This is a genomic window from Paenibacillus sp. JT22N7, assembly GCF_059383875.1.
This window is the reverse complement of record NZ_JBXENY010000001.1, coordinates 128374-140742: the sequence shown is the minus strand read 5'-3', so window position 1 is coordinate 140742 and position 12369 is coordinate 128374. Positions and strand designations below refer to the sequence as shown.

At 48.7% G+C, this 12369-nt stretch carries 12 protein-coding genes; 5 read left to right on the top strand and 7 right to left on the bottom strand.

What is annotated here, in order from left to right; all coding sequences use genetic code 11:
- Position 1 precedes the first annotated feature (1 nt).
- On the bottom strand, positions 2-754 hold the full coding sequence (locus AC50Y5_RS00630) for a DeoR/GlpR family DNA-binding transcription regulator (protein ID WP_056043362.1): 753 nt from the start codon (positions 752-754) through the stop codon (positions 2-4).
- Between the two features lies 1 nt (position 755).
- Positions 756-1586, bottom strand: coding sequence for a 5-dehydro-4-deoxy-D-glucuronate isomerase (gene kduI, locus AC50Y5_RS00625; protein WP_056043359.1), 831 nt, complete (start codon positions 1584-1586; stop codon positions 756-758).
- A gap of 231 nt (positions 1587-1817) precedes the next feature.
- Between kduI and AC50Y5_RS00620 the strand changes: the two genes are divergently transcribed.
- Entirely contained in the window at positions 1818-3134 is a 1317-nt protein-coding gene (locus AC50Y5_RS00620) for an ATP-binding protein (protein WP_494857772.1), read from the top strand.
- Positions 3124-4020 carry a response regulator gene (locus AC50Y5_RS00615; RefSeq protein ID WP_494857770.1) on the top strand — a complete coding sequence of 299 codons (897 nt, stop codon included), beginning with the start codon at positions 3124-3126 and terminating at the stop codon, positions 4018-4020. Before AC50Y5_RS00620 ends, AC50Y5_RS00615 begins: the two co-directional genes overlap by 11 nt.
- 4 nt (positions 4021-4024) lie before the next feature.
- Here AC50Y5_RS00615 and AC50Y5_RS00610 read toward each other — a convergent pair whose 3' ends face one another.
- From AC50Y5_RS00610 to AC50Y5_RS00600, 3 genes are read right to left on the bottom strand one after another with little or no spacing between them, the layout of a single operon-like run.
- Complete coding sequence (locus AC50Y5_RS00610) at positions 4025-4639, bottom strand: ABC-2 transporter permease (RefSeq protein WP_494857768.1); 615 nt, start codon at positions 4637-4639, stop codon at positions 4025-4027.
- Complete coding sequence (locus tag AC50Y5_RS00605; RefSeq protein WP_494857766.1) at positions 4620-5504, bottom strand: ABC transporter ATP-binding protein; 885 nt, start codon at positions 5502-5504, stop codon at positions 4620-4622. Before AC50Y5_RS00605 ends, AC50Y5_RS00610 begins: the two co-directional genes overlap by 20 nt.
- Complete coding sequence (locus AC50Y5_RS00600) at positions 5501-5887, bottom strand: GntR family transcriptional regulator (protein WP_494857764.1); 387 nt, start codon at positions 5885-5887, stop codon at positions 5501-5503. Before AC50Y5_RS00600 ends, AC50Y5_RS00605 begins: the two co-directional genes overlap by 4 nt.
- A 310-nt stretch (positions 5888-6197) precedes the next feature.
- On the opposite strand from AC50Y5_RS00600, the gene AC50Y5_RS00595 reads away from it, so the two are divergent.
- The 3 genes from AC50Y5_RS00595 to AC50Y5_RS00585 are packed head-to-tail and all read left to right on the top strand — an operon-like array spanning position 6198 to position 8417.
- Positions 6198-6998, top strand: a complete 801-nt coding sequence (locus tag AC50Y5_RS00595) for a transporter substrate-binding domain-containing protein (protein ID WP_494857762.1) — start codon at positions 6198-6200, stop codon at positions 6996-6998.
- Positions 6999-7038: 40 nt separating this feature from the next.
- On the top strand, positions 7039-7695 hold the full coding sequence (locus AC50Y5_RS00590) for an amino acid ABC transporter permease (RefSeq protein ID WP_056043344.1): 657 nt from the start codon (positions 7039-7041) through the stop codon (positions 7693-7695).
- Positions 7692-8417 (top strand): amino acid ABC transporter ATP-binding protein, encoded by a 726-nt coding sequence (locus AC50Y5_RS00585; RefSeq protein WP_056043340.1) that lies wholly within the window; start codon positions 7692-7694, stop codon positions 8415-8417. Before AC50Y5_RS00590 ends, AC50Y5_RS00585 begins: the two co-directional genes overlap by 4 nt.
- Positions 8418-8900: 483 nt before the next feature.
- On the opposite strand, the gene AC50Y5_RS00580 is transcribed toward AC50Y5_RS00585, so the two are convergent.
- Together AC50Y5_RS00580 and AC50Y5_RS00575 are read right to left on the bottom strand one after the other, a co-directional pair.
- Positions 8901-9875: a metallophosphoesterase gene (locus AC50Y5_RS00580; protein ID WP_494857759.1), complete on the bottom strand. Its 975-nt coding sequence runs from the start codon at positions 9873-9875 to the stop codon at positions 8901-8903.
- A gap of 229 nt (positions 9876-10104) precedes the next feature.
- Positions 10105-11859 (bottom strand): methyl-accepting chemotaxis protein, encoded by a 1755-nt coding sequence (locus AC50Y5_RS00575; RefSeq protein WP_494857757.1) that lies wholly within the window; start codon positions 11857-11859, stop codon positions 10105-10107.
- Positions 11860-12369 lie beyond the last annotated feature (510 nt).

Genomic DNA, 12369 nt, shown 5'->3' with positions numbered 1-12369 from the left:
ATCAGGCCTTTTCAATTCGCACGCCCTGCTGCTCGTATTTGGCAGCGACAGCCGGATCAATGTGCGAATCGGTAATGATCGTATGGACATCCTTCAATTCGGCAAACGTAAGCAGCGCACCCTTGTCGAACTTGCTGTGGTCAGCTACGCAATAAATATCGCGCGAGCATTCCATATAAACCTGCTTGAGCTTGGCCAGTTCCTCGGTGAAAATCGTCAGCCCATACTCCAGATGAATACCCGTCGTCGATAAAAACAGCTTATGAACATTCAGCCGCTTGACCCACTCCTGCCAGTCCGTACCGATGAGCAAATTTTGAAAACGGTATCCGCCCGGAATGACGAGGCGGATCTGTTCCTTCGCCGTCAGCTCGCGAATAATAAGCAAGTCGTTGGTCAGTACAGTCAGCGGCATGTTTTTGAGCCGCCGCGCGATTTCAAGCGTCGTGCTGCCAGCATCCAGCGCGATAATATCATTTTCAGCAATATGGGTTAACGCCTGCTCGGCGATTGCCGCCTTCTCTTGCTGATGCTTGCTGTTCGGATATTGCAAAGGCAGCAAGCTCTCATCATCTGGAGGAAGCACCGCTCCGCCATGCATGCGCTTGAGCAGTCCCTTCTCCTCCAGCCGCTCCAAATCCTCGCGTACCGTCTTTTCCGTCACCTTGAAACGCTCGCTCAGCTCGGATACTTTGACGCTGCCCTTCTCCTCCAGCTGAATAATAATTTGTCGATGACGTTCAGCGGCAAGCATGTTACTTAAGCTCTTCCATTTTTACAGCATCCATATCCGTGAACGTGTAGTTCTCGCCTGCCATCGACCAGCAGAACGTATAGTTGCTAGTGCCTACGCCCGAGTGGATTGACCATGGCGGCGAAATAATCGCCTGCTCATTGGCAACGACCAGATGTCTCGTCTCCGAAGGCTCGCCCATCATATGGAATACGCGTGCATCTTGGTTCACATCGAAGTAGAGGTAAGCTTCCATACGACGGTCATGCACGTGCGAAGGCATCGTGTTCCAAACGCTTCCTGTTTTGAGGCTTGTTACGCCCAGCATTAATTGACAGCTTTGAATGCCATCGCCATGGATATACTTGTACAATACGCGCTCGTTGGATGTTTCCAGGGAACCCAGGTGAGTCGGATTCGCTTCTTCCATCGTCATTTTGCGAGTCGGATATTCCGCATGCGCCAGTGCTGAACAGAAATACAGCTTCGCTGGATTCGCTTTGTCCTTGCTTGCCAGCTGCACATCGCGCTTGCCTTTACCTACATATAAAACATCAAGACGGCTAAGCTCGTACGACTCGCCATCAACCGTAATAACAGCATCGCCGCCAATGTTCAGGAAGCCAATTTCGCGGCGCTCCAGAAAATATTCAGTTTTCAGCGTATCTCCCGCTTCGAGTGCCAGCTTCTCGTTCACAGGGAACGCGCCGCCAACAACCATGCGGTCATAGTGCGTGTAAACCGAAGTAAGGCGATCCTGCTCAAACAGGCTTTCGATCAAAAATTCTTGACGAAGACGCTCCGTCGTATATTGCTTAACATCCGTTGGGTTAGTGGTGTGGCGAATTTCCATAGTAATTGTTCCTCCTCAAGGATAATAAAATAAATGGGGTCAGGCGCACCTGAATAGGTTTGAAAATGTTCGTTTTAATAATAACACACTTTTTCAAACTTAAACAATACAAATTACCTTATTTTTCGTTTATATCTATTTGTGGGGGCGCAGCCATACTATTCAAAAACGCCCTTTTTTATGTTAGGGTATATATCATCAAAGATCGCCTATAGGAGCGGAGCGAGTTGCATGCATGCTTTATTTCGCAATGAAAAAATACAAATGGTCGGCATCGCGCTTGCAACAGCTATAGGCGCCGAATTTAGAATTACTCCATTTAGCGGGGATTTTTACCGCATTGGCCTTGGCGTCAGCATCTTTTTATTTTTCCTGCTGCAATTTCGCCATCTTTCGTTTGTGAAAACAGGCTTTCTGGCCGGCATTGCCGCTGTCATTTTCCAATCCGTGGAGTGGCTGCTCTACACGCATTCCACATCCATTTTGGCGAGCCTGCAAAATAATGCTCCCGCCGCCCTGTACTATACGTTCTTTGCCTGGTGTATCGGCAAGCTGCTCGGACGGTCCAAGGAAATTCAGCCGCTGGCGCTGGGCGCATTCGTTACGCTTGTGGATTTTTCCTCCAATTTGCTGGAGCTTTTGTTTCGAAATATTTTTCTCGGCACAGCGCCCTATCACTTCAATGAACTGGCTCTGCTGCTCATTACGGCCGTCATACGCAGCTATTTTGTCATCGGGCTTTACAACAGCATGGCCATCCAGCAGTTCAAGATGCTCCATGCCGAGCAGGAGAAACGTATGGAGCAAATGCTGAATGTCGGTTCCAGCTTGTATGGAGAAGCATTTTACCTGCGGAAATCGATGGATAATATTGAAGGCATTACAGCGAGCAGCTTCGAGCTGTACGACAAGCTGCGGCAGGAGCAGCCCGAGCTTGGCAAGCAGGCGCTCGTCGTCACCCAGCAAATTCATGAGGTTAAAAAAGATACACAACGTATTCTCGCCGGGCTGCTGAAGCTGTTCCATAATGAGACGCTTACCCAGATGAGCCTTGAAGAGGTTGTGCATTATGTGAGGAAAGGCAATGTGGAATATAGCGAAATGCTGGGGAAACAGATTGTTTTCAAGCAGCAGGTGGCGCTAGATATGATTACGCCTCATTATATTGCGCTGCTCACGATTCTGAACAACTTGGTGGCAAATGCCGTTGAAGCCATTGAATATAGCGGCTCCATTGACATTGAAATCAGCCAGCACAGCGGCAAGCTGATCATGATCGTTGCCGATTCCGGCAAAGGCATACCGCCTGAGGAGTCCGAGCTTGTGTTCGAGCCGGGCTTTACGACCAAATTTGATCAAACGGGAATTGCAGCCACCGGCATTGGATTGTCCCATGTGCGAGATATTATTTGTTCATTTAAGGGTTCGATTCGTGCAGAGCAGCTGGATGATAGGCCGGGCACCGCTTTTATCGCCGAGTTGTCGCTTGCTGCGCTAAACCATCCGGATACAACGCCAAACTTGAAGGAGGCCCTCCATGTCCATTAGCTTCGTAATCGTAGATGATGATGCCGTCAGCAGACGGATGCTGCACAATATAATAGAGCAATCTGGCTTAGGCGAAGTATTGGGTACAGCTGGAGGGGGAGTCGAGGCCGTAATGCTTATCGATGAGCTAAAGCCCGATGTTGTGCTGATCGATCTGCTCATGCCCGATCAGGACGGCATTACGACGATCGACCAGCTCCGGGCTATCCGCTACAGCGGCAAATTTATTATGATCTCGCAAATCGATAACAAGGATATGGTTGGAAAAGCCTATCGCAGCGGCATTGAATTTTTCATCCATAAGCCCATCAATCGCGTTGAAGTGCAAGCTGTTTTACATAAGATGAATGAAAGCTGGAAATATGAGCGTTATGTAACGGAAATGAAGCAGTCGCTCGCCAAGCTCGATATTATCGAGCGCCAGCCAGCCGTGCAGGAGCGCAGCATCCGCGAAGCTGCCCGCCAAATTTTAATGGACATGGGCATTATTAGTGAAGCCGGAAGCCGTGATATGATTGCCGCCGTCGAACATTTGGCCGCGCAGCCGCAGCCTGCTGCTTTCCCTTCATTAAAGGGATTATATGAGGCAGTGGCGCGTACCAGCAAGCAAAGCCAAAGCGACATTGACAAGGAAAGCAAAGCCATAGAGCAGCGAATGCGCCGCGCTGTCATGACGGCGCTAACGAATATCGCCTCTATCGGGCTGACGGATTACAGCAATCCGAAGTTCGAGCATTATGCCCCGTTATATTTTGACTTTAAGGATGTCCGGCTCAAAATGAAAATGATGGACGAGGAAGCTGCGCCCGATAAAGGCAAAGTCAACATCAAGAAGTTTCTTCAAGTGTTCTTTATGGAAGCGATGGAAAAAATAAAGCAAGCGTAAGCGGTCAGGCTACCCCTTTTTTATCCAAAAAGAATAGGGAAAGCCGATAAGAGACCAATAGCAGCAAACAGCTCACCGCTAGAAGGACTGCACTCCCTACAGCTGGAAAATTTAGCGTATTCGCGCTGCTGGACACACCTCCCAAAGCCAAGAGAAAAGTCACAGGCAGGGCAACCGCTACCATGCCGACTAGTTGACTTGCTCTAAAACCAAACCAGTAATAGATCGGATAATAAAGCGAAGCATAAACAGCAATAATGAAAAAAATGATTGGAATAAAAGAAGCTGCATACACCATTTCCCTTCCTACTATTGTTATATTGATGGCGTATACGGAAACGCTCGCGACAATTCCTATGAGTGCAAATAAAAGGACAGCTGCATATTTCGCCTGCACGATCGATTTACTGCTGACAGGCAGGCTGGCAATGACGATCATGCTTTTATTTTTGGCATCCAAGGTAGCGGAAAAGGTCATGAGCATAATAGCAGAAAGCGCAGCTACCAAAATGAAGGAAGCATAGTTATACAGCATGAAGCCGAATAAATACAAATAGAGCAGCACAAACAAAAAGTAATAGCGCAAAATAAATAAATCCTTACGTAACAGCAGCAGCATGGCCTTTTTCCCCCTTAGCGGTAAAATACATAATATCCTCCAGCGCAGGCCGGCTAAGCTGCGCACCACCACCCACCATGGCAGCTATTTCATGGCCCCTATCTGTCAGCCCCTCGAATCCGACCAGCGATTTCCGAATGCCGATAAAAGCCGCTTTGACGCCTGGAGCTTCAAGCAAGCTTGATGGTCCTTTCACAAGCACATACCGCTCCTGAATTTGCTCCTTCGACTCGTTAAAGACCAGCCTGCCGCGATGTAGAAACGCTATATAATCCGCAACCCGGTCCAGATCGGTCGTAATATGGGTCGAAAATAAGATCGACTTCCGCTCATCCAGCATGATTTCGGCCAATAAATCCAGCAGCTCGCGCCTAAAAACCGGATCAAGCCCCGCTGTCGGCTCATCCATAATGAGCAGATCCGCCTGATGGGATAGTGCGAAGGCTAGAGCCAGCTTCATTTTCATCCCCTTGGAAAGACTGCGTATTTTCATTTTGGGCGACAGCTCAAAGCGCTCAAGCAACCGGGAAAAAGCGTGATCGTCCCATTTTTTATAAAACGGGGCAATAATATTTTTCATCGACTGGATCGATAAATGCTCGTAATAATGGCATTCATCGGATACGAAGCCGATACGCTGCTTTATTTCCGCCTCCTTCAAGCTTTGAGACTGTCCAAAAATCGTGATTTCCCCCTTATCCGGCCGGGTAATGCCCATAATCATTTTAATTAATGTCGTTTTGCCTGCTCCATTCGGGCCAATCAGCCCGGTTATGTACCCCTGCTTGAATGTGCTGGACAGGGGCTCGATGCCGAACATTTTATACTGCTTGGATATTTCGGTCAGTTTAATGATGTCGCTCATGTGTCCAAATCTCCTTCCTCATATAGCAGCTGCATATGCTGCTGAATTTCACTCAGGCTCAAGCAGAGCGCCTTCCCCTCCTTAATGACCGCCAGCATTTGCTGCTCCAGCAGCTTCATTCGCTGCTCTCTAACAAAATCGGCGTTTATGCCCGTTACGAATGAGCCTTTGCCAACGACAGAGTCAATAAGCCCTTCCTTCTCCAATTCCTCATAAGCCCGCTTCGTCGTAATGACGCTGATCTGCAAATCCTTAGCTAGCTGCCTAATGGAGGGCAGCGATTGTCCTGAGCCAAGTTTCCCGCTTAAAATCTGATTGCGAATTTGCTGGGTAATTTGAACATAGATCGGATCATTCGAAGCGTTGGATAAAATAATGTTCATTTCCATCACCATGCTTAGCTGTTTAATGTATATATAGTATATATACACTATATGATCCGTATATGTCAATAACGCTTGGCTATACTAAGCTTCGAGCAAATTTGGGGTCTTTTTCTGTTTTAGCGAATAGCTGCTCCCACTTGCGTAACCTTATCTGACAGAGTTTATGGCGAAATCGTAAATGTAAAACGCTTACAAATATCTCCGACGTTATTTTCTGTCGGATTTTATTATTTTTTATAGTCGGATCTTTAAAATAGGTGGCAGAAGGTCAATAAGTCTAACATTAATGGAAATGGGGTTTTCATTTATGAAGAAAATCGGATCACTTTTAATTACCGGCCTGCTTGCTCTTACCCTTAGCGCATGCGGCAGCAGCAACGAAAAAACACCATCCGCTTCGGACGGCACGGGTTCTTCGAATGAGGTTGTGACGTACACCATTGGAACTGACGCTACATTCCCTCCTTTCGAATACCAGCAGGATGGCAAATATGTCGGCATCGACATCGATATCATTCATGCCATTGGGGAGCTGGAAGGCTTTAAGGTTGATTTGAAGCCTATGAACTTTAAAGGCATTATCCCGGCGATTTCTGCCAAACAGCTCGACGCTGCCATTGCCGGCATCAGTATTACGGATGAGCGCAAGCAGGTTGTGAACCTGTCCGATACGTATTTCGAAGCAGGCTTGTCGCTGGTCGTACGTTCGGATAATGATACGATTACGAAGCCAGAGGATTTGAAAGGCAAAGTCATTGCGATTAAAAAAGGGACGGCCGGCTCTAAAAAAGCCGAGGAATTAGCGAAGGAATACAACATTACCCTCAATTATTTTGACGATAGTCCGGCGATGTTCCAAGAGGTTGTAAACAAAAATGCCGATGCTACCATTGAAGATTACCCCGTTATCTCTTATAAACTGGCTGTTGATCCAAACGCCAATTTGAAAATCGTTGGCGAAAGGCTGACTGGCGACCATTATGGCATCGCAGTGAGCAAAGACAACGAAGAACTGCTGCAAAAAATCAATGACGGCATCAAGAAGCTGAAGGAAAGCGGCAAATACGATGAAATCATTAACAAATATATAGGAACGTCTGCAAAATAAAGACGAAGACATCCTGTGAAATGAAGGAGCTGTGAATTTCATGATGTCCTCGTGGCAAGTTATTGTGGATGCGATGCCCTTGCTGTTGCAAGGGTTATGGATAACGGTCAAAATTGTTGTCATCTCGCTGCTGATTGCATTCGTAATCGGATTAATTACGGGATTGATGAATACATCATCGAGTAAAATTTTAAAGTTTATTGCAACGCTTTATATCGATATTATTCGCGGTACGCCGCTGCTCGTCCAAGTGTTTTTCATTTATTTCGCCTTGCCGGCATTTCTCGACATCCGTATTCCTGCGGAGACAGCCGGGATCATCGCAATCAGCGCCAATGCCGGTGCTTATATTGCGGAAATTTTCCGCGCCGGCATTTCGTCGATTGATAAAGGGCAGCGGGAAGCCGCCCGCTCCCTCGGTCTCAGCCAGGTGCAGACGATGCGCCTCGTCATTTTGCCGCAGGCGTTCCGCCGCATGATTCCCGCTTTCGTCAATCAGTGTACGATCAGCATCAAGGATACGTCGCTATTATCCGTAATCGGAATTAGGGAGCTGACCCAAAGCGGTGAAATTATCATTTCTACCAACTACCGCGCTTTTGAAATATGGGGAACGGTTGGCGTCTTGTATTTCATCATTATTTACGGTATTTCACGCCTGTCCCGTGTGCTTGAAAGGAGGCTGAGCCTGAAATGATTATTGTAGAAGGTTTGCAGAAAAAGTTTGGCGACAATGAGGTGCTTCGGGATATATCCACCACTATTACCGAGAAGGAAGTCGTCTGCATTATCGGCCCTTCCGGTTCAGGCAAAAGCACCTTCCTGCGTTGTCTTAATTTGCTAGAGGAAGTGACATCCGGCGTTGTAACCATCGGCGACGTGACCGTCACGGCTCCAAAGACGAATATTGACAAGCTGCGGCAAAATGTCGGCATGGTGTTCCAGCAGTTCAATCTATTTCCGCATTTGACGGTGCTGGAGAACATTATGCTGGCGCCTAAGCATATTAAGAAGGTGGGCAAGGAGACGAATGAAAAGCAGGCATTAGCGCTGCTGGATAAAGTCGGTCTTGCCGCCAAAAAGGATGAATACCCCGCCCGCTTGTCCGGCGGACAGCAGCAGCGTGTCGCTATCGCTCGTGCGCTGGCGATGAACCCGCGGGTCATGCTGTTCGACGAGCCAACCTCGGCACTCGATCCAGAAATGGTCGGCGAGGTGCTTCAAGTGATGAAGGATTTGGCTCATGAAGGGATTACGATGGTAGTTGTGACGCATGAAATGGGCTTCGCCCGCGAAGTTGCAGACCGCGTTATTTTCATGGATGGCGGGTATATTGTCGAGCAGGGTCCGCCCGCTGCTATTTTCGATACACCCCAGCATGAGCGTACGCAAGCTTTTCTGAGCAAGGTGCTAGGCTAAAATATGGACTGCCAAGAACAAAGAAGCTTTCGTTCCTATATTGACGGGGAGCGAGAGCTTCTTTGTTTTATTCCATACGGCTATCCTTATCGTCAGCCCGAATACGTTATACTAGCGTTGCAAGAGCCTCCGGTGTGAAAGCTTGAAGCTCATTCAATCGGCCTTCGCGTATTTTCACAGCCCATTCCGGATCGCCCAACAGTGCGCGCCCAACCCCAATGACCCGCGTGTCATTCGAACACGCCAATTAATATTAGATGCTTTCATGTGGCAGTTAAATCATACGGACTTTCATACGATGACCATTATGGACATTGCAAAAAAAGCGACGATTAATCGGGCGACGTTTTATGCCCATTTAATGGAGCCAGGAAGGCAGACAGGAAGCCCCATCCGCCTTAGCCCGCAAAATCGTTCCATTAATCATTGGCGGGATTTCTCAATTACATGTAGTAGAAGAGCTATAACCCCCATCGACGGGCGCTAGCTTGCAGCTGACAGCTTAACGACGACAATATCCGGGCGATTGAACAAGCGCTGGGGAACGACGCTGTTGCCAAGCCCTCTGCTGACCAGCATATTCGTATGGCCGTTTACATATTGGCCCGCATCGTACACGGGCAGTAAACCCTGCCCCGGAGCGACAAGTCCGCCAATAAACGGCAGCCTGACTTGCCCGCCATGGGCATGGCCCGAGAAGGTCAGATCGATACCTTCACGAACATAGACGTCAAACAGTTCAGGACGATGGGACAGCAGTATCGTGTAAAGCCCTTCTTCTGCTTGCTTTCCCGCCTCCGCTTTCGTTGCGGCACCCGCACTCTCTTTCCCGGCTATGTTGGCAAAGTCTTCAATAGCTGTTTGAATATTTTGCTCCGCCGCCTCTGCATCATGTCCAGCAAACGATGAAAATTTCGGATCATCGATGCCTAGCAATCGGATTTCTCCAGCTCCGGTCACAGCCCCAGTCTCAGCCCCGCTCCCTGCTCCACTTCCAGTTAAATTACTACTTCCAACAGGGATGCTTTCCGCCTCATTCCGCAGGACATGAACGCCAAGCTCCAGCAGCTTTTTCTCCAGTACCGGATAACGTGCGTAAGCATATTCATGATTGCCCGTCACATAATACACAGGGGCCAGCTTCACGATTTCTGCCATTAGCTCAAGGCTTTCCGCCTCGCCTCCACGCCTGCTATCAATTAAATCGCCTGTAACGACGATGATGTTCGGCTGCTGATTTTCCACCTTGCGAACGAGCCGCTGCTGCTTATCACCAAATCTTTTGCCATGCACATCGGATAACTGCACAATGGTAAAGTCCTTCAGCCCCTGCGGCAGCTTCGCTGACGAAAGCTGAAATGACGACACCGTCAAAGCATTATTTTGAAAATAAAGAAAAACGATGATAGCAGCTACAGCGGCTATGAATACCCCTACTCTTTTGAGCAACTTGCGCATAAGCTCCTCCTCTTCTTTTTATGTTCCTCTATGATTTCCTGCTCTTTCCTCCTGTCTATTATACCTGTTTCTATTGCTGAACCAAGGTTAAACGGCTGTCGCCCTCCTTTTTGCGGCGCGGCGCGTTTTAGTCCGAGAAATATAAGCCCATTATAAGGATGAAACTTATAAATGCTTATATTAAAAAATAAGCGGGACGCCGCATGCGCCCCGCTCTTATTCGATTGCCTTATACGTTAACCTTTTTCACGGCTTCGCTCATCTCATGCGTCTGCTGCCGAAGCAGACTCGACGTTTGCGCCACCTTCTGGAACATGACCGACTGCTCGCTGGTCAAGCGGTAAATCTCATCAGAGCGTTCCGAAACGCCCGATGCAATATGCGCAATCGCATGGACGGACGCCGCAGCCTCCTCAGACCCTGCTGTCATCTCCTCCGCCGATGCGGATACCTCTTGAATGCGCTGCGTCACGGTGCGGAAGGCGTCCACCACATGGGTAAAAGCTTGCTCCGCTTCCGCCGTAATCGCTACGCCTTGGCCAATCTCTTTGGCGGTAACGCCCATCTTCGTGCCGATGTGCTGGGATTCCTGCTGAATGCCAAGCAGCAAATCCGATATCATCTGCACCGATAAGCTTGAAGCCTCCGCCAGCTTCCGCACTTCATCGGCTACAACAGCGAAGCCTTTGCCATGCTCGCCTGCATGGGCTGCTTCAATCGAAGCATTCAGCGCCAGCAGCTTCGTCTGGGTAGCAAAATCCCGTACCGCTTGCAGCGCCCCGCCTATTTCCTGCGAGTAGCCGCTAAGCACATCGACCATTGCAGCGACATCTCCGGCTACCGCGGAAATGTTCTCCATCTGATTTTTCATCTGGGTCATGCTTTCTTTGCCAGATTGCGCTGTGGCCAGCGCGCTTGTCGCCGCATCCGAAACGGCGGTCGAGGACTCAGATACGCTAGTGATTCCTTTAGCGATTTCCTCCATCGCATTCGCGCTGTCGCTTGCGCCTTGCTTCTGCGTATGTGCGCCCTGCCGGATATGCTGGACGGAATGGTCAACCGTCTTGCTCATGACCAGCATCTCCTCCGCATTGCGACTGAATTGCTCTGTCGAATCAACTAAAATATTCGTCGTTGCCGCAACACCTGCAACCATATCGCTAATGATTTTATTCAAGTTGCCGGACATGTGAATCATCGCTTTAAACGTACTGCCGATTTCGTCCTCGCTTCTGAGATGGTACGCCGTCAAAATCTGATTGGCCTGCGCCAGCTCGCCATGCGCCATTTTATCGACACTGGCCTTCAATACTTTCAGCGGTCTGAGCCCCTTTACGACAAAGCGCAATACGATCGCAATGGCCGCAACCGTTATGAACAGCAGCAGGACATAAAAGGGAATGCTCGACTTAATAATATCCGATTCAATATCGCTAACAACGGATACAGCCGTATCAATGCCAATGACGCCAATCAATGCGCCGCTGCTGTCCAATAAGGGAGCGTACGAGGAAATATATTTGCCGTACTCCTCATTTTCAATAATCGGCGAGCTTGCTGTGCTTCCTTGCAGCAGTTTCTGAACCGCATCGCCCGGCATATCGGTCACTTCATTGATCGGCGATGCCTTATCCGCATCCTTCATGCCGTCCACCATAATAAGCGGCGTGCCCTTGTCATCGATTTTCACGAAATACACATACATGGCGCCGATGCGCACGCGAAAATCATCAAGCTCATCACGTATGGTCAAAAATAAATCATTTTCCTTCGGTTCTTTGGCAAACTCAGCATAAGCAGCTGTATCCAGCTGGTTGACGTAGCTCTGAGCAATCTGGATGTTATAGCTGGAAATGGCCTCCTGTGCAGCTGACTTCATGTTCGCCAGCTGCAGCAATACGCTGCCGGCAGAGATAATAACAATGACTAGCGTAACTACCGCAACAATGCGTGCCACTAAACGTTTCCTGAAAAATCCGATCATCCGATCCTCTTCCTCCCGCATCAAACCCAGCCTTTTTTACTAGTCCGCTACCCAAATCTAACATGCTTCAAGCACTATGTATGTTGAAAATATTAAACGAATATGTCGAAATTCGCAAGAAATTATTGGGCCACCGCTTGCAATCACTTACGAAATAAGAGGTGAATGGAAGGCAGGGTCGTGCTCCCTGTTTCAGGGGCTTGCTTCGAGTACAAAGACACAAAGATAGACTTGGTGGACACAGCAGCCGCTATTTCCACAAAATCACGGGTTTAGGCACTGTCTGCGGACTCAGGAGCAGCTAATGTGCTGCCAAAAGCCATTTTGATGGGATAAGGAGGGCCATAACGGATTTCCTGTCCGCTTACGGCCTGAAATCGAATAAAAAGCCAAAATAGCGGAACCTCAGTCCTCAAAAAAACAGTGAGCATTCTCGAGCTGCGCGCCATCAGTAACAGTGACCTCAGAACAGTGACCTCAGAACAGTGACCTCAGAACAGTGACCTCAGA